Genomic DNA, 22,354 nt, shown 5'->3' with positions numbered 1-22,354 from the left:
ATTGCCAAAGGCATCATACTGATATTGCCACTGCTCCCAGCGGGTGAGGCGGTTACCACGGTAAGGCTCGCTGCCACCGGTATGGGGTGAACTCTCTGGCGTCTGTAGCGGCACTATCAGCGCATTGTCGGCCCGGTCATAACGCACCGAGGCTTGCCCACTGTGTGCCGAGTAGACGTGACGTAGCCGTCCCTCTTCATCGTAACCATAGCTCACGGTGCCCCGGTTGCTGTCTTCCACCGCAGCCAGTTCATGCATATCGTCATAATGATAAGCTCGCCACAGAATCCCTTGCTCCGGGGAAGTGAGTGCCTCGGTAATCCGATGGCTGACGCTGCTCTGCCACTGGCGACGCCCCAGACGGTCATACTGCCGGTGCTGCGTCAGGGTGCCTTGCGTGCGGCTGGTTTCCCGGTGCAACGCATCGCGCTCAAATTCACTGACTATCTGGTCATTGAAGCGGATGGCGGTGACATGCCCGGAGCCGTAGTGGTGCCAATGGAACTGGTCGTCATTTGGCAGTCCCAACGTGGTCAGGTTGCCCAACGCATCGTATTGGTAGGTCAGCGCCTCGACGCCGTTATGCTCCCTGACGACCCGGCCCAGTTTATCCCGTTCAAAAGTGACGGTATTAGGCTGGATACCCAGTTTTTCACCCTGTTCGGTGGGGGTACGGCGGGCGCTGAGCAGATTGCCCATCACGTCCCACTGGTATTCCACCCGTTCGGTCTGTGTCTGGCGTTCAATCACACGGCCTGCGGCATCATAGACAAGCTGACTGGGTTTCTCGGGCCGTTGGCCTTCATCGTCTGCCGTGCCGCGTTGGGTGACCGCGCTCATCTGCCCATCGGCATCGTAAGTGTAGCCATAACGGGTATCGTCCGGGCGCTGTTCTTCCTGTAAGCGGCCTTCCGCATCACGGCTAAAGCGATACACCCCGCCGTTGTCGTTATCCAGACGGAGCAAACGCCCTTCAACATCGTAGTTGTAGCGGATAGCCCGGTTCAGGCGGTCGGTGGTACTCAGGGTTTGCCCACGTGCGTTGTAATGCCAATGGCGAGGCAGGTTGTTCCCCAACTGGTGGCTGAGCAACAGCCCAGCTTCAGACCAGCCAAACTGCTCGGTGGAGCCATCCGGCAAGGTCAGTGTGACCAGTTGGCCTACATCGTTATATTCGTAGTGGGTTTCCTGCTGCAACGCATCCCGGCGGGAAAGCAGTTGACCCAAGGTATCGTAGCGCCAGGTCGTCGGCTGGCCGGAACAGTCGGTGTAAAGGGTCATCAACCCCAGCATGTTCCAGTCTAAGCGGCTCTCCCCACCCCGCGCATCGGTCATGCTATCCGGCAACAGCGTGTTGTCACGGGGGTAATGATACTGAGTTGACTGTAACAACCGATCGGTTTCCTGTACTACCCGTCCTTGTTCATCCCATTGGGTACGTTCTGACGTGCCATCCGGCCAGAACACAAAGGTCTGTCGGTCGCTGTTGCGCTGATACTGCCAGCGCGTTTTCGCACCATTGGCCTCGGTGACCGACACCAGCCTACCCAGTTCATCCCACTGGCACTGGCGCAGATGCCCCAGCGGCGAGCGGTAACCGGCGGGTTGCCCTACGTCGTCCCACAACAGATGATGCGTGTTGCCAGAGCGGTCGGTGTAACGGCTGACACGACGGTGTTCGTCCAACGCCCACACCGTCTGGCTGCCATCCTGCCAGGTGGCAATACGTTGACGCTGCTCTTCATCATAGGCCAGTCGGTAGCCATCGCCTTCACTGGTGTGCTGTTCAACCACACACCAGATGTCGTCAATCTCTTGCCACTGATAGTCACAGCGCAATCCCGTGGCATTCTCATGCCATAACAGCAAACCGTTATGTTCATCCCAGCCAAAGCGGCGCATCACCGCCTCACCCCGGTGCTGTACCGCCACCAGTTGCCCTTTCTCGTTATACTGGTAACGGGCACGCAGCACCTCACCAGACACCGTGTGCTGCCAGACTGCCGTCAGACGATTCAGTTCGGGATGGTACTCACAGCGCAGGGTTTGCCCACGGGTACAGGTGACGCTCTCCATCTGCCGTTGTGCGTTGTAGTGGAATGACTGCTGGTTACCGACATTATCGCTGATGACACCTAGAGGAGCACGGCCCTCGGCATCAAAGGCCGGGTAGTGGTAACGCAGTTCGCCCGCATCGTGGACAGACCAACGGCCATCCTCATGATGCGTGAGCCAGCACTGCTGGTCAGGGCAGAACGTCTGGTGGCCTGCGGGCACATCCGGGAAGGGAATGAAGTCGCCATAGGTGTTACGCCACAGAATACCGTCTTCCACCTGCCGCAGTTCACTCTCCCAGAACAGGCTCCAGCCGCGTCCCAGCACGCCCTCATAGACATGGCTGCTGAGATAGCGACGCTGCCAGAACAGGGGTAATTCACCGTCGAGAGTAAAATCCAGTTCGTCGTCATCATTGAGGAATTTCTGCCCGGTCGTCACGTCCACCGGTTTAGCCAGAACGCCTGCCACCGACGCTACTATTGCCAACGGGGCCAACCGACAGGCGATTTTGGCTATCTTGTCGGCGCCCGGCAATTTGGAAAACAGTTTTTGAATCGCGCCCGGCCCCTTGCTGGCCGCCCCCCCAAAGCTTATCAGGCCCGCCGCAAACATCGTCAGGTCAGACACGGTGTAGGCCCATTGGGGAATTTCAGTTGTGATGGCTTCCGTGGTGGTCGTACCGCCACCAATAAACACGTTGGGTGACCCCGCCATGATGGTGGCATCACAGGTGGTTTTATCGCTCTTGCGGGCGGCTGGCAGGCCATTGATAAACACAGAGGATGAGCCCTGAGCCACCTGCTGAACCTTGTCCTTGTCGCAGTTCACCGTGCTGAGTGACGAAACAGCCGCCGCTTTGCCATTGGTAAAGACATTGCCCGAGCCGGTGATAATGGCACCGCTGGGACTCATCGAACCGGCTCCAGCCTCAACACCGGCATCCCGCGCTTTCTCCCCCAGGGCGTTCGCCGCCATACCGACGGCAATCGAGGCCCCAATCAGCAGAATACCGACACCGAGACACGCAGACGCGCACCCGGCAGCAAACAGCATCCCGCCCAGAATGCCCCCGGCAACGTTGATGATTCCGCCTAAAATCGTTCCACCAATCAACCCGGCGAGAGCCTGAGAATGGCCGATGGGATCACCGACGCGTGCCGCTTCCAGCATGAGTATTCGCTCCTGTCCGTGTGCGAAAGATTAGGGGTGTTGGTAACTGTTTAAGCAATCAGAGAAGAAGGCTTCATCCTGTTCACTCAGGGCATGAGCACTGGTCAGCGTGAAAATCAGCACGGTGGAGGCCGAAACCAAAAACGCCGCCTGACGTTGATGCAGTGTCTGGCCTTTTTGCGGATGGTAACGGTAAAGCAGCGTGATGCCATGGAACAGGCTATCGCCCAAGACTGCGAGCTGTTCGTCGAGAGCCTGGTACTTGCGCAGACCTTTTTGCAATACCTCACGCTGGCGAGCGAGATAGGCTTCAAAGCTTTCGTCCGGGCGTAACTGGTCACGGGAAACATTGAGTGAGGGCTTTTGCGGGGCAATCAAAATATTGACGGTCTGCTCACGGTAATCAGCAGGCAAGGCGATACTGCCTTCAGTGAACACACAGCGTAGGTCTGACACCTGATTCATCCTTGAAATCCATTCAATATCCTTATCAATGTCATGTATATTTATCATACTGCGATGGAAAAATCAGGAAAATCGATTTACAGGCCAGACGGAATTTTCGGTGGTTTGGGCGTGGAACCCCTTGCACACAACGTTACAACCCGCCCTATTGAGAGACGCCCTAAACGATGCAGCAGTCCTTAAACGGCGCACAATTAGCTGATAGTATAAGTTCGTTTACCTACGGTTCTCGCGCGATACATTGTGGCGTAAGCCTTTGTTAACAGTGCCTTCGTTGTTCCAAAGTTCTGAAACCAGCCACTGATCGGCTTCATCAAACATTTCTTCAAGCAGGCGGTTAAGGATGGCTTTATCACCTTTGTTGGCATTGGTATTGATACCGTTCGCCTGCATTGGCTTAACCTTAACTTCTGCCTTAGGGAATACACGATGTATTCGCTTGGCTAGTTCAGCCAGGATCAGACCATTAGCACCCGGTATCTCTTTCACGTTTCGCTTATCGTAAACCAGTTCAACTTTCATGATTTCACACCTCATTAAGTAACTGTATTTTTATACAGTAGTCATTCGCTATGTATCAAGTGTGTTTTAGCATTTATTTGGGCTGGTTAAACATTTGCATAATCCGGCTTTCCCAGAGAACCACGGCCTCTCGCTTTTCTTTAAGGTAGTCATAGCGGTCGTAGTGCTTTGATGAAACACCTGGCTTCTTATGGTTTTGTAGTCTGTCTCTTAGCTCAGAACTGATACCCATATCGCCACCAAGAGTTTTGAACGTTCTTCGGATATCACGAGGGGTAAATTTCTTAAACTCGGTTAGCTTACAAAACTTATTGATCTGTTTTGCGAATTCACTTGTAAGTAGGTGTCCTTCTTTGGTTTCAGCAGGAAAAAGGTAAGGGGAGTCCGGGTACCGTCTTTCCATTTCTTCCAGCGTTGACATTGCTGAATGACAGAGTGGGATCACGTGGTAATCTCCATTTTTGGATATGTCGGGCGGTACTGTCAGTGTGTTATTAAACTTATCCCAATTAGATTTGAAGTTAGTCATTAACTCCCACGGTCTCTGGCCACCAGTAAAAATACACAACAAAACCAATTGAGCATGATCGCTCGGTAGGGCGCATCCTAAAACTGACTTTCGGCACTCAGTTACTAGAGTTGCCAACTCATCCCATGACAGAAACCTATCCAGAGCTTTACTGGCCCCAGCTTGCAGCGGCACAACAGTCACAGGATTCATTACCAGCCCGTAAACTGTTTTTTCTCCAACTCTTGCAGGGTCATTGTCTGAATGAAGCCCAAAGTTAAAAACAGCATGCAGTGCGGTTCTGATCTTGTTTGAACCAGCAATAGCATTTCGTTGTATCACTTCGGCCAACACCATTTTAATATGTGTTGGAGTTATATCCCTGGCTGGGGTCGTAATATTAATGTGGGGACTCTTTAGTACCTGGTTAAGCCTGTTTTCGGTCTTATTATACGAACGCTTTCCCAGTCGCTTCTGATTCGCTATATAGTCATCAAAAAGTTGCTTTATTGTGGCGTGCTCAATTGGTGCGGTTTTAATTGCGGATGTGTCAGCGGCAGCAGTTTGGTACTTGGTCATTGCTTCAGCGAGGGAGATCGCCGGAAAGTCCCCGAGCATTATAAATTTCTCTTTCCCTGCCACGTAGTAGCGATAAACAAACACCTTGCGCCCTGATGGATAGGTTTTTAAACCGAGGCGACCAGTGCCGCGCGTAGCTGATGCTTGCCATGTATAATAGGCTGACGCTTTTGGTTTTAACGCGCGGATCTTTGAGTCTGTGAGTAGAGTGCTTGCCATATTGAACAGGTCAGGTAGTGGGTCAGGTTATGGTGAAATGATATGAAACCATTGGAAACTAAACAAGCCCATAAAACTCTTTAATTTCAATATGGTGAAATGGAATGAACTGATTGGAAAACTATAGAAAACAGACCGTTACGGACTTCTAAGCCGTAGGTCACAGGTTCGAGCCCTGTAGGGCCCTGAAATTACTGGATTTTTCTGTCCCGAACTCTACCGAGGTCAACTCAGTTATACCCAAATCAAGTGGTATCTGGGGGGCCTTTGAGTGGGCTCATCGTAATGGTCTAATCATTCCGGACACTTTGTTAGAGATATAATGAGCAACACTAACGAGGTGAGAATGCGAAAAAAATCATTTACTCATGAGTTTAAACAAGAGTGCGTCAATCTGGTTCTTCAACATAAGTACCCGGTGAATCAGCCTGCCGAAACAATGAATATTGGCCTTTCAACCTTTCAACCTTTCAACCTTTCAACCTTTCAACCTTACAACCTTACAACCTTACAACCTTACAACCTTACAACGCTGGCTACGGTAGTATCGCGGAGAGATCCGCGGAAACACACCGATAGCCAGTGCTATAACACCGGAACAACAGCGAATACAAGAACTTGAAAAGCAGGTACGGCAGTTGCAGAGCGACAATGACCTGTTAAAAAAGGCTTCGGCCTTCTTCGCCATGGAAATGAACAACGACAAAAAGTCGCGGTGAAACTGAAGAAGGCCGGCACAAACATCCAACAGGTATGCCGCTGCTTATCGCTCACGCGCAGCGTGTTTTATGCCCGTAGTCGTCGGCCAGTGATCAAGCCCGATGTTCTGATGTTGCACGCGGCGGCTAAGCATGTTCACACTGAAATGGATGCCACATATGGCAGCCGGCGCATGTGCATCGAGTTACGGGAGCAGGGTTTTAACGTGGGCAGATACCGCGTTCGGCAGATAATGAAAACCTTATTACTGATTGCTAAATGCCCCGGGCGTCATCGCTATTCACGCGGCGGAAAATCCGCTGTCGTGGCCGCTAATCTGTTGAACCGGCAGTTTAATCCAGAAACATTGAATACTTGGTGGTCAGGTGATATCACCTATCTGCGTACCGCTCAGGGTTGGTTATATTGGGCTATCGTGATGGACCTATGTTCAAGAAAAATAGTGAGTTGGCCCTTCTCAGACAAGCCGGACAGCGACTTGACTGTTCGGGCCTTAAGGCTGGCGGTCAATAAACGACGACCCACAGGGTCTGTGGTGCTCTATAGCGTTCAAAGGGCACAATATACCAGCGCCCAGTTCCAGTGCTGTCAACAGGAACTGGATGTTACAGGTACCCCTGACCACACTCAACGCCAACAAACCAGAAGAAGAAAGGATGACTATCAGGCAGAGCAAGTATCTGAATAACCTAATGGAGTAGGATCACCGGAATATCAAACGCCGAACACGGCCGATGCTGGGATTTAAATCATTTCGGCGGGCGCAGAGGCATCGAGTTGGTACAGATGATACGTAAAGAGCAACTTCAGCATCCCGCGGGTGCGCATTTATCACCGGCGGAATAATTTTATTTGTTGGCAGCCTAAAATATCGGCAGCGCAACTTTTGCTGACTCTGCTCTGTTAATGCTACAGAACCTTTTTTACCAGCAATGCCTGAAGCATGGCTCATGGGGTAGCGTCTGATTGTTGTTACCCCCAATCACTTTGAACCCTGATTCGTTCAGTGTTCTCATCAGATAATCCTAGAAATGAACTAACTCCTCATGATGCGTGAGCCAGCACTGCTGGTCAGGGCAGAGCGTCTGGTGGCCTGCGGGCATATCCGGGAAGGGAATGAAGTCGCCATAGGTGTTACGCCACAGAACACCGTCTTCCACCTGCCGCAGTTCACTCTCCCAGAACAGGCTCCAGCCTCGCCCCAACACATTAATTTCAGTTGCGGTGTTGGGGGGCATATTTAGCGCTTAAATAATGGGATGAAGTGTGGGGATTGCTCACTATGGTAATGCGAATGAGTTTTAATAATGGTATATCTTATAATTAGAAAATCTTTAGGTTTCTTTACAAATAAATAAAAACGCGATCGAGATCAAATACTTGGAACACCAAAAATATCATCTTTGTGTTATCAATTTAACGCAGGGTGTTATATGAAAATTAAAGACTTTTTTGTTATGACCACGCCTTCAAGACGTCGATATGGTGTCGCTTTCTTTGTTGGTATTATTGCTGGCATAATGTCAGCTTTTGTAAAGTGGGGCGCAGAGGTCCCGTTGCCACCTCGTACATTATCCGGCGGACGAGACGAATTTAACCCCCCTTATTTATTTCTGAGAGATTATCTCGGTATTGACCCAACTCAGGCTGTCTATCATTTCTCTGAGCACATCATTAATCCGGTGCATGTAACTCATATCATTTTCTCCCTGGTTTTTGCGATCGGTTATTGTTTGGTCGCCGAAGTCTTTCCTAAAGTTAAATTATGGCAGGGGGTAATGGCGGGTATTATTGCAACGGTTGCCGTGCACTGGATTAGTTTCCCTCTATTGGGATTAACTCCACCGCTATCAGGTCTACCTTTTGATGAATATCTCTCAGAATTAGTTGGGCATATTTTCTGGTTCTGGGCTATTGAAATGATCCGCCGTGATTTAAGAAACCGGATAACCCATGAGCCTGATGCGGAAGTACCGCTCGATTCACCTTTCCGCTAAATGTTGCTCGAGGATCTTAACCCACACTTTGTTGTGGGTTTTTTTACGCCTTGAAATTGTCCGGTATAAACGATCGTCTACGGGTACACATGCATAATTCCATTGTATTGGATAAGATTTTTATTAGAAGAGGTTTAAAGCATGAATTCTAGGGAGGAAAAGACGGTTAAAGCTGAGGCGTTGGGGAGATCGGCTACGTTGCAGGACGAAAGCAACTTCCGTCCTGCATTGAAACTTAAATATATATTAAGCTTCGATTGGCGCACGCCAGTCGTCAGCACCTGAAGTGCCAGCGGTAGTGTGTTCCCAGTTGATTTTACGATATGACAGAGATACGCGCACTAATTGAGTAAACTCGGTTTTAGTGCTGTCTTGGCAATGTGGCATTTTGCAATCGATATCAATAATAGTGGCATCTTCTAATTCAGTTGTGAAGAAGTGCTCTTGTTTACCTTCCACAGAAGTGCGGTACCATTTTAATTCTACTTTAGGCAACATTTCACCTGAAGCCAGTGCGTTATAAAGCAAAGGAACAGCCTTGTTTAATGCAACTGTAAAACGGAATGGTTTATGAGCACGTTGACCGGACGGCTGTCCAGATTGTGGATCTGTAGGCACGGTAACAACGTGTTCAAATTCCTGTACCAGCATTTCATCTTCATGACCCTGTACAAATATATTACCAACAGATTCAGCAGTGAATGAACCTGCTGTAATGTTGCCTTGTGTCTTACCGGTAATGGAGATATAGCATGGAGTTGGCATTGAGAATATCCTATAAAAGTGAGTTGGTATTGAACCCTAAATGACGCTAATAACCTGTAATTGAATATTCCAGGTGCCGGTTATTGCATTGTATACACAGAGCAAGACCTTATCGTCGACGCCACTATAATCAGCCAAAAGCAAATCTCCAAACCTCACAATGAGGATAGTTAATTAGTAAAAACACCATTAGTTTAAAAAATTAAAATAATTGCAAAATCAGAATAATCATCTTTATGGTCTATTTTTTTAGATCTAATTTTGTGCGAACTTATTTATTCAAAAAAATAAATAATTTATAACTCATTGTTATTGATGTTTTTTGTAAATTAAATTTAAAAAAATATTTGATCATGTGTGTATTGAGACGAACTTCAAATAAATAATGATGGATAGTTACCTAGTTATTTTTTCTATGGACTTTTTGCGGTGAAATAAGGGAAAATCCCTTGGAGATGCATTTTTTCCCAATCATTTAATTAATTTTTGCATCATGTGGAAATAACCTGCCTGACCCGATCAGCGCTGAGATTAAGGAATATCCAAGAAAATTTTGGTTAAGTATTCCTGTGCGTCGCATTGACTCATCTTGAGAAAAATAAGTTATTTCTTAAATTCTTAGGATAATTCTTGGATTTATAACCGAAAGGTAATGTGGATATGAGTAAGGATAATTCGAGTAGTGTCGCTCCTAAGGAAAGGATCAACATTAAATATGTCCCGAATACCGGTGACCAGGTTGCGGAAGTTGAATTACCGTTAAATCTGATGGTAGTCGGCGATCTGAAAGGGGTTAGAGAAGATACGCCAATTGAAGAACGGCAGGTTGTTTCTATTAACAAAAATAACTTCAATTCCGTAATGAATGAAGCTGGGATTAATCTTACTTTTAACGTTCCGAATCGTTTAGATGGTAACGGCGAAGAAGATATGCCGGTGACATTGCCTATTAATTCACTTAGCGATTTCTCGCCGGATAATGTGGCCAAGAAAGTTCCTGAACTGAATAAGTTATTAGAACTACGTGAAGCATTAGTGGCGTTAAAAGGCCCGCTTGGAAACATCCCTGCATTCCGTTCACGTCTGCAAGACTTGCTTTCTAATCAAAGCGTCCGTGAACAGCTTCTGAAAGAGCTGGAAATACTTAACCAAAAGTAATTGGTCTGGATACAAGGAATTTTAAGTATGTCTGTACATGAAGAGAACGCAGCCACGCTTGCACCGGCAGCGAGTACCACTTCCTTGCTTGATGAGATTATGTCTCAAGCACGCATGGCACCGGAAAACGACGGTTATGATATTGCGAAACAGGGCGTGGCGGCATTTATCTCCAGTATTCTTGATACCGGCGTTAATGAAGAGCCAATCAATAAGCTGTTAGTGGATAAAATGATCGTTGAGCTGGATAAGAAACTCAGCGCTCAAATGGATGAAATTCTTCACGCAGAAGCATTCCGTGAGCTGGAAGCCTCGTGGCGCGCGCTGAAACTGTTGGTGGATCGCACTGATTTCCGTGAAAACATCAAAATCAATATTATGCATGCGACCAAAGATGAGTTGCTGGAAGATTTTGAATTTTCACCAGAGATTGTTCAATCCGGTTTCTATAAGCATGTTTACTCTTCAGGTTATGGTCAGTTCGGTGGGGAACCTACCGCTGCGGTAATCGGTAACTATGCGTTCAGCAATTCTTCCCCTGATATGAAGCTGTTGCAGTACGTCAGTGCCGTGGGCGCTATGGCTCATGCGCCATTCCTGTCGTCTGTGGCTCCCGATTTCTTCGGTGTAAGTAGTTTTACCGAGCTGCCGGGCATTAAAGATCTGAAATCCGTATTTGAAGGCCCGGCTCACACCAAATGGCGTGCGCTGCGTGAGTCCGAAGACTCTCGCTATCTTGGCCTGACAACACCGCGTTTCCTGCTGCGTCTGCCGTATTCAACCGTTGAAAACCCGATTAAAAACTTCAACTACCACGAAGATGTCAGTAAAAATCACGAGCATTTCCTGTGGGGCAACACCGCTTATTTGCTGGCATCTTGCCTGACAGATAGCTTTGCCAAATATCGCTGGTGTCCGAATATTATCGGCCCACAAAGCGGCGGCGCAGTGAAAGATTTGCCAGTGCATCTGTACGAAGCAATGGGTCAGATTCAGGCAAAAATTCCTACCGAAATTCTGATTACCGATCGCCGGGAATTTGAACTGGCAGAAGAAGGTTTTATTACGCTAACCATGCGTAAAGGCAGCGATAACGCCGCGTTCTTCTCTGCTAACTCAGTGCAGAAACCAAAGAACTATCCAAATACCCGCGAAGGAAAAATGGCAGAAACCAACTACAAGTTGGGGACCCAATTGCCATACATGTTCATTATCAACCGCTTGGCGCACTACATTAAAGTGCTTCAGCGCGAGCAGATAGGGTCATGGAAAGAGCGTCAGGATCTGGAGCGTGAACTGAATATCTGGTTGAAACAGTACATCGCCGATCAGGAAAACCCACCGACTGATGTTCGTAGCCGTCGCCCGCTGCGTTCCGCTCAAATCCAGGTCTTGGATGTTGAAGGGGATCCAGGCTGGTATCAGGTTGCGATGTCAGTGCGCCCTCACTTCAAGTATATGGGGGCAAGTTTTGAGCTGTCATTGGTAGGCCGTCTGGATAAGGAATAATCCGACATGGCAGCGCTGTTAAGTTGGGAGCGAGGAAGCTCCTCCAGCTTGTTTGAGCGTATACAGGGGGAAGGCTCCGGCCTTTCCCGTCGTGCGCGGGCAGACGATTTGCTGGTCTCAATAAAAGGACATTTGAACAAAGTCCTCAATGCCCGCCCCGGTGGTTGCCAGAGTTCGGTAGAGCTAGGCGTTATTGATCTCAATGATGCTACCTCAACGGCAACGGATTTTCGGCGCAGCATTGAGCACGCCATCAAAAACTGTATTGAGAGTTACGAACCCCGTATCTCATCCGTATCCGTGCATGCAGAAACCAATGATGGCGATCCGCTGCTGTTGAATTTCCGTATCAGCGCGCAGGTGAGCTTTGACAACATCGGCGATCTGGTGGAGTTCAATATTCAGTTGGATAACAACCGGCACTACCGTTTTGATCAGGATTTATAATGTCGTTCGAAAAATATTTCAGAGATGAACTGGACTATCTCAGACAGCTGGGACGAGATGCCGCCGTTGAAAGACCGCATCTGGCGACCTTTTTATCTGAGCAGGGTTCGGACCCTGATGTCGAACGGTTATTAGAGGGTTTTGCCTTCCTGACCGGGAACTTACGGGCTAAGATCGACGATCAGTTCCCTGAGTTGACCCACGGTTTGCTGAATATGCTGTGGCCGAACTATTTACGGCCCACGCCTAGCATGACCATTATCGAATACACCCCTGATGAGAATGTGGTGACCGAGGCGGCGTTGGTCAAACGTGGCACGCAGATTCTCAGCAATCCGATTGCCGATGAGGATTTTGTCAGCACTTCCCCGAAATCTGGGGCGCAATGCGTGTTTACTTTGTGTCGCGACATCTGGTTGTTCCCGATGGCGATTCGCGATATCACGGTGAACAATAGTAACGAGCAAGGCATTATTGGCATTAATTTCCAGGCTAAAAACGAGCTAAATTTCCAACACTTACAGTTGAATAAGCTGCGTTTCTATTTAGGCGAAGAAGCTTATACCAGTACGCAAATCTACCTGTGGATCAGCCACTATTTTGAGCGCGCGGAGCTGGTGGTTAACGATATTACTATCCCGATGCCGGATTTTGACTTTGTTCCGGTGGGTTTTGATCGTCAGGATGCGCTGCTGCCGTACCCAAAAAATGCCTATATGGGCTACCGAATTTTGCAGGAATACTTCTGTTTTCAGGAAGGTTTTCTGTTCTTTGATGTTTGCGGTATTCCGGATTTGCCGGGGCATCTGAAAGCCAGCGAATTTACGCTTAATCTGCATTTTTCTCAGGCGTTGCCGCCTGATGTCAAGGTGCGGCCAACGACCTTCCGTATGCACTGTACGCCGGCGGTGAACCTGTTCCAGCATGATAGTGAAGCCATTGCGCTGGATGGCACTCAGGCCGAATACCCGCTGCGTGCCAGTTATCACCATCCCGATCGCTACGATATTTTCTCCATCGATAAAGTGGATAGCTGGCTAAGTGAGAAGGGCGACGGCAAAGGGCGTTCCCGCGGAAGAGCGCGAAACTACACGCCGTTTGAAAGCTTCGATCACCAAATCGAGCATGTGGGTGAACGCCATGCTCTTTATTACCACCTACGAGTGAAAAAATCCTTATTCCGCAAAGGCTTCGAACATTACATCGCCTTTGTTCGCGGAGACGAATCTCAGCTTTTACACGCCGAAGAAAATGTTTCCGTCAGCATGACCTGTACCAACCGTGAGTTGCCGATGCTACTGCGGGTGGGGGATATCAATCAGCCGACCAAAGATAACCCGTCATTTGCTTCATTCCGCAATATTACCCGGCCTTCTGTGCCGCTTTATCCGGTACTGGACGGCAGCCTGCATTGGTCTTTGCTGTCAAATATGTCTCTTAACTATATGTCTCTGCTGGAGAAAGATGCGCTGAAGCAGATTCTGCGCACCTACGATTTACCCAGTATGAACAACCGCCAAGCAGCACGGGTTTCGCAGAAAAAACTGGATGCTATTCAGCGAATCGATACCAAACCGGTGGACCGTCTGTTTGCTGGTGTGCCGGTACGCGGGCTGCAATCCACGCTGTATCTGGCGCAAAGCGCCTTTAACTCCGAAGGCGAGCTGTATTTGTTCAGCACCATTCTGGCTCACTTTTTCTCACTCTATGCCAGCGTCAATGCCTTTCACATTTTGAAAGTGGTCAATACCGATAATCAGGAATGTTATGAATGGCCGGTTCAGATAGGTCAACATGCGTTGATGTAGTGCCCGGAGACGAGTCTCTAGACGTCTCCCGCTATAACTTTTTTCAGCTGGTAGAACTGCTTAATCAGCTCTCGGGTAAAAAACTATCCTCGCAGGGGGAGGCGGTAGCCTACCCGGCGGGCGAGAGTATTCGCTTCAGATCCAGCGCCAGCCTGGCTTTCCCAACGCGGGATGTGGTGGCGCTGGAAAAGTCGGAGCGCGGTCAATATCAGTTGGAAGTGTCCTTTCTCGGTTTGCACGGCAGTCAGTCGCCGATGCCCGGTTATTACCTGGATTCACTGGCCTGGGAAGATGCACAGAATGAAAACCGCCTGACGGATTTCCTTAATGTATTCAATCATCGCCTGATCACTTTATTACATCAGGTGTGGCGGAAATACCGCTATCACATCTGTTTCGAAGACGGCGGTGTGGATGATTTCTCTCAACGCATGTTTGCGCTGGTGGGGCTGGGTAGTGAGGTTATTCGCAACAAACTTCAAATTAATCACAGCAAAATGCTGGCTTACGCCGGTTTGCTGGCCAGTCCGGGGCGTTCGCCGGAGGTTATCTGCGGGCTGGTTTCCCACTGTTTCGATTTACCCGATGTAGAACTGCACAGCTGGCAATTGCGTCAGGTCAATATCGACCCGTCTCAGCAAAATCGCTTGGGCGGACGGGAGAAGATTCGCGGCAAAAAGTATCTGGAAAAATCAGTGCTGGGCAGCAATTTCACTATCGGTTCTCGCGTCGCGGATCGCAGCGGCAAGTTCATGCTTTGCATCAACAATTTATCTCGCGAGCGCTTCCTTTCCTTTTTACCTAACGGCGAAAACTATCAGCCATTAGTGATGTTTGTTTCGTTCGTGATGCGCGATCAGTTCGCGTGGGATTTGCGTCTCGGGCTCGCCAGCAAGCAGGTCAGTGGCATGGTACTTGGGGCAGACCAAAATAATTTACTCGGTTGGACCAGTTTTTTAGGCGATCCGGAAGAGAAACCCGACGTAACCATCTGCGTCATGGAATGACAACCCGCATTCAGGAATAGAGAAAATGGAAAAACAACAGCCAACCCTCACACTGCGGGTGCTAAACAGCGACAAATTGGAAAGTGGTAAAGCGGCCAGCTGCCTGTTCGATATTCAGGGGGGCCGAGTCGGCAGTGGCAGCAGCAATTTGTGGTCGATTCAGGATCAAATGTCCTCGGTTGATGGCGCTCAGTTTGCCGTGGAATGGCAGGATGGCGCGTTCTGCCTGCGCGTTTTGGGGCAACCGGTCATGGTTAATCAGGCCAGCTTAACTCGCGATGCTGGTTTTATCCGCCTACAGGCGGGGGACAAAATTAACGTTGGCATGTTAGCCATGAGCTGTCACATCGGTCATACGCTGGCCGATCGGCAAGATCCGCTGACGTTATCTCCTGAATCATTGGTTTCCAGCTATAGCAATCCGCTGGAGGCGATGATGGAAGGAGGCGAACCGCCGCGCGGTGCAGAAGCGCCTTATCAGGGTAATCTGGCCGCGACCGTTTCCAACGACTTTAGTCAGGATCCGCTGCGTATTTTACAAAGTGAGAGTCTGACGACGTTAACGCAGTCGCCCGCGACCGACCCCGATGCCAGTCAATCCCTACAGCAGGATCGCTACAGCAGCCCTCTGTTTTCTTCACCGCTATCAGATACCGCCAAGGACAGTGCCATGGATCAGGAATTTATCGACCTGCCTCATATCAACCGCCTTACCGCCATTGATCAATCAGAAACGTTGGAAATGCGTGAGCAACAGCACGTCGCTATGACTCCGCTGATGCGTGGCATTGATGCGCAATTGCCGATTAATAATAGCCAGGAAGCCCATGATTTTCTGGAGGAAATCGGCAAAACAATGAAAGCGGCCATCGACGGCTTATTGGCGTTACAGCAGGTGCAGCACGGATTATCGGATAAACATTTGCGTCCGATTGAGGATAACCCGCTACGGCTGAATCTGGATTACGACACCACGATGAATGTGCTGTTTGCCGATCAGAAAAGCCCGGTGCATCTGGCCGCACCGGCGGCGGTGGCGGAGAGCCTGAATAATGTCCGTTTACACCATCAGGCTAATCAGGCGGCAATTGGAGCGGCGTTGGCAACCATGCTGGACGCGTTTTCACCGCAGCATTTGTTGGCGCGTTTTGCGCATTATCGTCGCAGCAATGAACGGCAGGAAATGGACGCCGCCTGGGCGTGGGAGATGTACAACAGCTATTACCAGGAATTGGCCTCCAGCCGTCAGCAAGGCTTTGAGAAACTGTTTTGGGAAGTTTATGCGCAATCTTATGACCGCGCCTTACGTCAGGGATTGCAGGAGAGCGCGCAATGACACGCATCGCGAGTCATTCACTGGCCGTGTTGTTGCTGGTTCTGTTATTGCCGGGATGCAGTAGCACTTGGGAAGCGACGAAAAAAGTTGGTCAGGTGATGTGGGATCCCAGTATTCCCGTGGGTGTGAAGGACGATCAGCCTTCAACGGTGCAAATCACTCTGCTGGCCGAAGCGGATATTAACCCCAATGACAGTGGCGAAGCTGCGCCGCTGGAGATTCAGGTGATTTATCTGAGCGAAGATTCCAAATTATTGGCCGCCGATGACGATCAGCTAACCAGCGAAGAATTAGAAAAAGTGTTGGGCAAAAACTACATCGACCATCAGGACTACACCCTGTTGCCCGGTCAGTACAAACCTTTGCCGCCGATTAAGTTGAAAGCAGAGAACCGTTATCTCGGCGTTGTCGGTCATTACACCGACGCGGAAAAAGCCGAATGGAAAAAAATTATTCGTATCGACGGCGTTGGGCACAACTACCAGGTGTTAGTGCATGTTCGGGCGAACGAAATTGATCTCAGGAAAGAGGAAGAATAGCGATGCCAACCAAGAATCGCGTGATTTGGCGAGAAGGGCTATTTATCAAGCCGCAGCATTTCCAGCAGCAACAGCGCCATAACGACTATGTGTTGCACAGTCTTTTATCTTCATTAATGGACTATGGCTACGGATTTCGGTCGTTAGTATTGAATCACGAATTATTAAAACTGGGGCGCGTGGGCATTACTTCAGCCAGCGGTACGCTGCCGGACGGCTCGGTATTTGATATTCCGAATCAGGATCACACCCCAAAACCTTTGGATGTGAACAATCTGAATGACGCCGCCAGTCGTGATATTTATCTGGCGTTGCCGATGCAAAACGACGCAATAAACGAAGTGGCCAACGCGCAAAGCAGCGGAGTAGGCGCTGTTCGATATCAAGAGCGCAGCGATAGCGTGCGAGACTTGCATACTCAGGGCGGCGATGTGAGCGACCTGGCATTAGCGCAGTTAGCGCCACGTTTGATGCAAGGTTCCGAAGATCTCAGCGCTTTTACCGTTTTGCCGCTGTGTCGCATCAAGGAAAGGCGTCCAGACGGAGCCATTGTTTTAGACGCGGAGTTTATTCCAACCTGCACTTCGATTTCGGTTTCTCCTGAACTCAAACGCTTTATGGATGAAGTTGAGGGAACGCTGGTAGAACGCGCCAAACTATTGGCTAAGCGTATCGGTTCCCCCGGCCAGCAAGGGATTGCGGACGTGGCCGAATTTATGATGCTGCAATTGTTTAACCGCGTGCAGCCATTGTTCACCCACAGTGCCTATCTCTCCACGTTACATCCGCAAGAGTTCTACTGCCAATTGGTGCAAACCTGCGGCGAGCTGAGAACCTTTACCGATGAGTCGCGTCTGGCCGGTATTTTCCCGGTGTATAACCACGATAATCTGACGGACAGTTTTGTTCCGCTGATGTTGGCGATGCGTCAGGCGCTCAGTACCGTTCTGACGCCGCGCGCCATATCAATTCAACTGATGGTGCAGGCTCACGGCATTCGGGTGGCAACGATTAACGACCGCGATCTGCTGCGTAGCGCCGATTTCGTGTTGGCTATTCGGGCACAGATTCCACAGGAACAACTGCGTCGCCAGTTTATTCAGCAAACTAAAATCACTTCCCTGGAAAAAATCCGCGATCTGGTCAGCGTCCAGCTTCCGGGCGTGCCGCTGGTGGCGTTATCTGCTGCGCCGCGTCAGTTGCCTTACCATTCTGGATACACCTATTTCATGCTGGATCAGCAAAGTCAGGCCTGGAAAGACATTCAGCAAAGTAATGCCATTGCGTTCCACGTATCCGGCGACTTCCCAGAGCTGGATATGCAGTTCTGGGCGATCAGGAGCAGCTAACCATGAGCGAAATCGCACCGAATATTGCGTCATTATTTGATGAGCCGGAAGCCGCGCCGACGACTCGCCAGTACCAATTGGAGCTGCGCGGCGAAAGTTTGAACCCGATGGTAGATGCCGCTACGCCACTGCTGGGTATGGTGATGCGCCTGAAAAATATGGCTAATCAGGCGTTGCCGGAGCAGCTTTATCAGCAGGTGGTGACGGATATTCGCGCCATCGAACAGTTTTTACAGACCAAAGGCTATGAGCCGGGTGCCATTGTCTCTTTCCGCTACATGCTGTGTACCTTCATCGATGAAACCGCTTTGGGACACGGCTGGAATAGTCAAAACGGTTGGTTACAGCAATCGCTGTTGGTGCAGTTTCACAACGAAACCTGGGGGGGAGAAAAAATCTATGTGTTGCTGGAACGCCTGATGGGCGAACCGCAGCGTTACAAGGATTTGTTGGAATTCATCTATCTGTGTTTCTGTCTTGGCTACCGAGGGCGCTATAAGGTCAGTGCGCCGCAGGGGGATGAATTTGAACGTTTATTCAGACGGTTACATCACCAATTGCATGAAATGCGCGGCGATGCGCCGCCGACGGTATTACACCTCAACGCCGGAGAGTCTTCCGGCCGTTATCGGTTAAGCAAGCGCTTAACTATCAAACATTTACTGTGGGGCGGATTAGGGCTGTTAGCGCTGGTCTACGGGTTTTATCTGATTCGTTTACACGATCAAACCCAAGATATCTTGCAGCAGCTAAACAACTTATTGAGCTAAGGAAGGCCAAATGATCCGCATAGATTTACCCACATTAGTTAATCGCCTCAATCCCATCGCGAAACATGCGCTGGAAACGGCCGCCGCCCACTGTGTCAGCGAGCAGGAAATCGAAATTACGGTTTCTCAGGTGTTGCTGCAATTGCTGAATACGCCGTTGAGTGATGTGCGTTTAATTATCAATAAAGCTGAAATCGACCAAGATAGCTTGAGGGAACAGTTGGACACCCGCGTTCCCAGTCATCAGGTAGTGACTCAGTCTTACCCAAGCTTTTCACCGCTATTGATCGAGTGGTTGCAGGATAGCTGGCTGCTGTCCTCCACGGAAATGGATCACGGCGAAATGCGCAGCGGGGTCATGCTGATGACTTTGCTGATGAGCCCGGCGCGCTATCTTTCCGCACGTGCCGCTCAATTATTGGCTCCGGTAAACCGCGAGTTATTAAGGCAAAACTTTAGTCAGTGGACGACGGATTCCGCAGAAACTCAGGTTGTTTCTCTTGCGGCAGGCCAAACCTCTGCCGTTCAACCTAACGGTGAAAGTTTGTTAGCCCGTTACGCCAGCAACATGACCGAACAGGCGCGCAGCGGCAAGCTTGATCCGGTGCTGTGTCGCGATGAAGAAATCGATCTGATGATCGATATTCTGTGCCGTCGCCGCAAAAACAACCCGATTGTGGTAGGGGAAGCCGGCGTAGGGAAAAGCGCGTTGATCGAAGGACTGGCGCTGCGAATTGTGGCCGAGCAAGTGCCGCAAAAATTGTTGAGTGCGGAATTGATGACGCTGGATCTGGGCGCGCTGCAAGCGGGCGCGGCGGTGAAAGGGGAGTTTGAGAAACGCTTCAAAGGCATTATGGCGGAAGTTAGACAGTCTGAAACGCCCATTATTCTGTTTATTGATGAAGCCCATACCCTGATTGGCGCAGGTAATCAGCAAGGTGGTCTGGATATTTCCAACCTGCTGAAACCGGCGCTAGCGCGCGGTGAATTGAAAACCATCGCCGCTACGACCTGGAGCGAATACAAAAAGTATTTTGAGAAAGATGCCGCGCTGTCTCGCCGTTTTCAGCTGGTTAAAGTTTCCGAACCGAGCGCCGCCGAGGCCACCGTGATTCTGCGCGGTTTACGCACCATTTATGAAAAAGCCCACGGCGTACTGATTGACGACGAAGCGCTACAGGCGGCTTCTACGCTCAGCGATCGTTATTTATCTGGCCGCCAGTTACCGGATAAGGCCATTGATGTGCTGGATACAGCCTGTGCCCGCGTAGCGATCAATTTGACCAGTGCGCCGCGAGAGGTTTCGGCTTTACAGACTGAATTGCACCAGCTAGCTATGGAAATCCAGATGCTGGAGCGCGAGCTGCATATTGGGCTGAGTGACGATAGTGAACGCCTGGCAACGTTACTGACTCAGCGGGAAGAGATTGACGCCCGTCGATTGGCGCTGATGGCAAGCTGGCAGCAGCAGCAACAGTTGGTTGAGCAAATTGTTGCACTGCGCAGCATTCTACTGGAACAAGACGATATTACCGCCGATGAACGAGCGGAATTAGTGCGTTTGGGTCATGAACTGGATTCATTGCAACAGGTGCAGTCGCTGGTTTCTCCTCATGTCAGCAAATCCCAGGTTGCGGCGGTGATTGCCGAATGGACCGGCGTGCCGCTGAATCGTTTGTCCCAAAGTGAGCTGGCGGTTGTGACTGAGCTGCCACTTTATCTGGAAAAGCAGATCAAAGGGCAGGATACCGCCATTGCTTATTTGCATCGTCATTTGTTGACCGCTCGCGCCGATTTACGCCGCCCCGGCCGTCCTCTGGGCGCTTTCCTGTTGGTTGGGCCAAGTGGGGTAGGTAAAACCGAAACCGTACTGCAAATTTCAGACTTATTGTTCGGTGGCCAGCGTTATCTGACCACCATCAATATGTCTGAGTTTCAGGAAAAACACACCGTATCCCGCCTGATTGGTTCTCCTCCAGGCTACGTGGGCTATGGCGAAGGCGGCGTATTGACCGAAGCCATTCGTCAGAAACCTTATTCGGTTGTGTTGCTGGATGAAGTGGAAAAAGCGCATCCAGACGTTCTCAATCTGTTCTATCAGGCTTTCGATAAAGGTGAGCTGGCCGACGGCGAAGGGCGGATTATTGATTGCAAAAACGTGGTGTTCTTCCTGACTTCCAATCTCGGCTATCAAACCATCGTCGATAACGTCGCTGATGCGGATTCCATCAACGATCTGCTGTATCCCGAACTGGCTGCTTTCTTTAAACCGGCGCTGCTGGCGCGTATGGAAGTGATTCCGTATTTGCCGCTGGGACGTGAAACCCTGCTGGCGATTATTGCCAGTAAATTGCAGCGGTTGGATAACTTGTTGCGTCAACGATTTAACGCCGAAGTCGTGATTGACGATGCGGTTACGGAAGAAATCTTGCTGCGGACCACTCGCGCCGAAAACGGTGCGCGCATGTTGGAGTCCATTATTGATGGCGTCCTGCTACCGCCGGTCTCTTTGTTATTACTGCAAAAAATGGCGGCGGGAAGTGACATTGGCTTTATTCGTATCGCAGTAGACGGACACAGCTTTGTTGCAGAGGTAGAGGACAAGGTATGAAACAGCGGCTAAAAAGCGTATTGGCGCTATTGGATAACGACACCATTGAGCAACTGATACACCACTTTTTGCAGGTTAATCATCGTCGGCAACGTTTCGATGCTTTGCTGGTTACCATGCTGAACGTCAATGAAAGTCGTCTCGATTGTTACAGCCTACCTCGGCAGGACGAGCGCGCGACGCTGAAACTCGACGTTCAAATTGATGAAATCAACCATCCGCTGGTACAGGTTTTACGTAACGGCGTCCCCGCAGTGTGGGATTCCTTACAGCGCGGTGTGCGTATCGAAAACGCCGATTTTCGCGGTTTTGTGCAAGAACTGCCCAGCGCCTGTGGTTTGTACGCGCTGCCGTTGTTCAACTGCAACGGTCAGGCCTGCGGCGTGGTGGCGGTATTTGCCGAAAACATTGAGCACTACACCCTCGCCAACGGCATGTTTAGCATTTACTGCCATATTTTCCAGCATCGTTTGAATAAATTGCAGGAACTGGAACAGCAGCGAGCGCAACTGCGACAGATTCGCGAAGTATTCAAAGCGCAGCAGCAACGACAAAAGCAGCTGGATGAGTTGCTGGTCTCCCTCAGCACATCGGATAACAACCTGTCTCCGGCAGGTTTATCTAACGATTACAGCAAAATAGACGATCTGACCGAAGCGGTGGAAGAGTTTGAATGCACCATTTTGCGTCAGCGTCAGCGCATGTACGGCACGGATAAAAAACGCATCGCCGCCAGCCTGAATATGGCACCACGCACGCTCGCCTATAAGTTGGCTAAGTATCGGTTTCAGTTATGAAAAAGTTGATATTAACAGCC

The 22,354-nt window shown here is 50.0% G+C and carries 18 protein-coding genes and 2 pseudogenes; 14 read left to right on the top strand and 6 right to left on the bottom strand.

Annotated elements, in window-relative coordinates; translation table 11 throughout:
* The 4 genes from DBA33_RS18800 to DBA33_RS18785 form a co-directional block, all read right to left on the bottom strand.
* On the bottom strand, positions 1-3,228 hold a 3,228-nt coding region (locus tag DBA33_RS18800), incomplete at its 3' end, for a PAAR domain-containing protein (RefSeq protein ID WP_120806967.1).
* 30 nt (positions 3,229-3,258) lie between these two features.
* Positions 3,259-3,693, bottom strand: coding sequence for a DUF1795 domain-containing protein (locus DBA33_RS18795; protein ID WP_120806966.1), 435 nt, complete (start codon positions 3,691-3,693; stop codon positions 3,259-3,261).
* Between the two features lie 216 nt (positions 3,694-3,909).
* Positions 3,910-4,215: a DinI-like family protein gene (locus DBA33_RS18790; protein ID WP_120806965.1), complete on the bottom strand. Its 306-nt coding sequence runs from the start codon at positions 4,213-4,215 to the stop codon at positions 3,910-3,912.
* Between the two features lie 73 nt (positions 4,216-4,288).
* Complete coding sequence (locus DBA33_RS18785) at positions 4,289-5,521, bottom strand: site-specific integrase (protein WP_120806964.1); 1,233 nt, start codon at positions 5,519-5,521, stop codon at positions 4,289-4,291.
* A 676-nt stretch (positions 5,522-6,197) separates the two neighbouring features.
* Here DBA33_RS18785 and DBA33_RS18780 point away from each other — a divergent pair.
* Positions 6,198-6,929: pseudogene (locus DBA33_RS18780) on the top strand (IS3 family transposase); the annotation flags it as partial.
* Positions 6,859-7,087, top strand: a pseudogene (locus DBA33_RS18775) (DDE-type integrase/transposase/recombinase); the annotation flags it as partial. The pseudogenes DBA33_RS18780 and DBA33_RS18775, both read left to right, overlap by 71 nt.
* 179 nt (positions 7,088-7,266) lie before the next feature.
* On the opposite strand, the gene DBA33_RS18770 reads toward DBA33_RS18775, so the two are convergent.
* Positions 7,267-7,479 carry a hypothetical protein gene (locus DBA33_RS18770; RefSeq protein WP_120806962.1) on the bottom strand — a complete coding sequence of 71 codons (213 nt, stop codon included), beginning with the start codon at positions 7,477-7,479 and terminating at the stop codon, positions 7,267-7,269.
* Positions 7,480-7,674: 195 nt separating this feature from the next.
* On the opposite strand from DBA33_RS18770, the gene DBA33_RS18765 reads away from it, so the two are divergent.
* A complete protein-coding gene (locus DBA33_RS18765) occupies positions 7,675-8,238 on the top strand; it encodes a DUF1440 domain-containing protein (RefSeq protein ID WP_120806961.1) in 564 nt (187 codons plus the stop codon).
* 246 nt (positions 8,239-8,484) lie between these two features.
* Here the strand turns inward: DBA33_RS18765 and DBA33_RS18760 are convergent, their stop codons facing one another.
* Entirely contained in the window at positions 8,485-9,003 is a 519-nt protein-coding gene (locus DBA33_RS18760; RefSeq protein WP_049602039.1) for an Hcp family type VI secretion system effector, read from the bottom strand.
* A gap of 660 nt (positions 9,004-9,663) precedes the next feature.
* Here DBA33_RS18760 and tssB point away from each other — a divergent pair.
* From tssB to DBA33_RS18705, 11 genes are read left to right on the top strand one after another with little or no spacing between them, the layout of a single operon-like run.
* The gene (gene tssB, locus DBA33_RS18755; protein WP_064512376.1) at positions 9,664-10,161 is read left to right on the top strand and encodes a type VI secretion system contractile sheath small subunit; all 498 of its coding nucleotides are present in this window, start codon (positions 9,664-9,666) and stop codon (positions 10,159-10,161) included.
* Between the two features lie 27 nt (positions 10,162-10,188).
* The gene (tssC, locus tag DBA33_RS18750) at positions 10,189-11,670 is read left to right on the top strand and encodes a type VI secretion system contractile sheath large subunit (protein WP_049602045.1); all 1,482 of its coding nucleotides are present in this window, start codon (positions 10,189-10,191) and stop codon (positions 11,668-11,670) included.
* Positions 11,671-11,676: 6 nt separating this feature from the next.
* Positions 11,677-12,117 carry a type VI secretion system baseplate subunit TssE gene (gene tssE / locus DBA33_RS18745; protein ID WP_064512378.1) on the top strand — a complete coding sequence of 147 codons (441 nt, stop codon included), beginning with the start codon at positions 11,677-11,679 and terminating at the stop codon, positions 12,115-12,117.
* Positions 12,117-13,925, top strand: coding sequence for a type VI secretion system baseplate subunit TssF (gene tssF, locus DBA33_RS18740; protein ID WP_064512380.1), 1,809 nt, complete (start codon positions 12,117-12,119; stop codon positions 13,923-13,925). Before tssE ends, tssF begins: the two co-directional genes overlap by 1 nt.
* Complete coding sequence (gene tssG / locus DBA33_RS18735; RefSeq protein ID WP_049602054.1) at positions 13,889-14,932, top strand: type VI secretion system baseplate subunit TssG; 1,044 nt, start codon at positions 13,889-13,891, stop codon at positions 14,930-14,932. The genes tssF and tssG overlap by 37 nt, the downstream gene beginning before the upstream one ends.
* Positions 14,933-14,957: 25 nt before the next feature.
* Complete coding sequence (gene tagH / locus DBA33_RS18730) at positions 14,958-16,268, top strand: type VI secretion system-associated FHA domain protein TagH (RefSeq protein ID WP_064512382.1); 1,311 nt, start codon at positions 14,958-14,960, stop codon at positions 16,266-16,268.
* Complete coding sequence (gene tssJ / locus DBA33_RS18725; RefSeq protein WP_064512384.1) at positions 16,265-16,807, top strand: type VI secretion system lipoprotein TssJ; 543 nt, start codon at positions 16,265-16,267, stop codon at positions 16,805-16,807. The genes tagH and tssJ overlap by 4 nt, the downstream gene beginning before the upstream one ends.
* A 2-nt stretch (positions 16,808-16,809) precedes the next feature.
* Positions 16,810-18,156, top strand: a complete 1,347-nt coding sequence (gene tssK / locus DBA33_RS18720) for a type VI secretion system baseplate subunit TssK (protein WP_064512386.1) — start codon at positions 16,810-16,812, stop codon at positions 18,154-18,156.
* A gap of 2 nt (positions 18,157-18,158) precedes the next feature.
* Positions 18,159-18,926 carry a type IVB secretion system protein IcmH/DotU gene (icmH, locus tag DBA33_RS18715; protein WP_084414261.1) on the top strand — a complete coding sequence of 256 codons (768 nt, stop codon included), beginning with the start codon at positions 18,159-18,161 and terminating at the stop codon, positions 18,924-18,926.
* A gap of 10 nt (positions 18,927-18,936) precedes the next feature.
* A complete protein-coding gene (tssH, locus tag DBA33_RS18710; RefSeq protein WP_064512388.1) occupies positions 18,937-21,537 on the top strand; it encodes a type VI secretion system ATPase TssH in 2,601 nt (866 codons plus the stop codon).
* Positions 21,534-22,334 (top strand): hypothetical protein, encoded by an 801-nt coding sequence (locus tag DBA33_RS18705; RefSeq protein ID WP_064512391.1) that lies wholly within the window; start codon positions 21,534-21,536, stop codon positions 22,332-22,334. Before tssH ends, DBA33_RS18705 begins: the two co-directional genes overlap by 4 nt.
* Positions 22,335-22,354 lie beyond the last annotated feature (20 nt).

The sequence above is a fragment of the Yersinia sp. IP36721 genome (assembly GCF_003634395.1).
Lineage (GTDB): Bacteria > Pseudomonadota > Gammaproteobacteria > Enterobacterales > Enterobacteriaceae > Yersinia > Yersinia entomophaga.
The sequence above is the reverse complement of the archived record's forward strand: the minus strand, read 5'-3'. Positions and strand labels throughout refer to the sequence as shown.

Bases quoted from the DNA above. Each gene is read 5' to 3' on its own strand.
- icmH (WP_084414261.1), top strand. From the start codon at position 18,159: ATGAGCGAAATCGCACCGAATATTGCGTCATTATTTGATGAGCCGGAA.
- tssC (WP_049602045.1), top strand. From the start codon at position 10,189: ATGTCTGTACATGAAGAGAACGCAGCCACGCTTGCACCGGCAGCGAGT.
- tssG (WP_049602054.1), top strand. From the start codon at position 13,889: ATGGCCGGTTCAGATAGGTCAACATGCGTTGATGTAGTGCCCGGAGAC.
- DBA33_RS18795 (WP_120806966.1), bottom strand. From the start codon at position 3,693: ATGAATCAGGTGTCAGACCTACGCTGTGTGTTCACTGAAGGCAGTATC.
- tagH (WP_064512382.1), top strand. From the start codon at position 14,958: ATGGAAAAACAACAGCCAACCCTCACACTGCGGGTGCTAAACAGCGAC.
- DBA33_RS18705 (WP_064512391.1), top strand. From the start codon at position 21,534: ATGAAACAGCGGCTAAAAAGCGTATTGGCGCTATTGGATAACGACACC.
- tssJ (WP_064512384.1), top strand. From the start codon at position 16,265: ATGACACGCATCGCGAGTCATTCACTGGCCGTGTTGTTGCTGGTTCTG.
- DBA33_RS18760 (WP_049602039.1), bottom strand. From the start codon at position 9,003: ATGCCAACTCCATGCTATATCTCCATTACCGGTAAGACACAAGGCAAC.
- tssE (WP_064512378.1), top strand. From the start codon at position 11,677: ATGGCAGCGCTGTTAAGTTGGGAGCGAGGAAGCTCCTCCAGCTTGTTT.
- DBA33_RS18785 (WP_120806964.1), bottom strand. From the start codon at position 5,521: ATGGCAAGCACTCTACTCACAGACTCAAAGATCCGCGCGTTAAAACCA.
- DBA33_RS18765 (WP_120806961.1), top strand. From the start codon at position 7,675: ATGAAAATTAAAGACTTTTTTGTTATGACCACGCCTTCAAGACGTCGA.
- tssH (WP_064512388.1), top strand. From the start codon at position 18,937: ATGATCCGCATAGATTTACCCACATTAGTTAATCGCCTCAATCCCATC.
- tssB (WP_064512376.1), top strand. From the start codon at position 9,664: ATGAGTAAGGATAATTCGAGTAGTGTCGCTCCTAAGGAAAGGATCAAC.
- DBA33_RS18790 (WP_120806965.1), bottom strand. From the start codon at position 4,215: ATGAAAGTTGAACTGGTTTACGATAAGCGAAACGTGAAAGAGATACCG.
- tssF (WP_064512380.1), top strand. From the start codon at position 12,117: ATGTCGTTCGAAAAATATTTCAGAGATGAACTGGACTATCTCAGACAG.
- tssK (WP_064512386.1), top strand. From the start codon at position 16,810: ATGCCAACCAAGAATCGCGTGATTTGGCGAGAAGGGCTATTTATCAAG.
- DBA33_RS18770 (WP_120806962.1), bottom strand. From the start codon at position 7,479: ATGCCCCCCAACACCGCAACTGAAATTAATGTGTTGGGGCGAGGCTGG.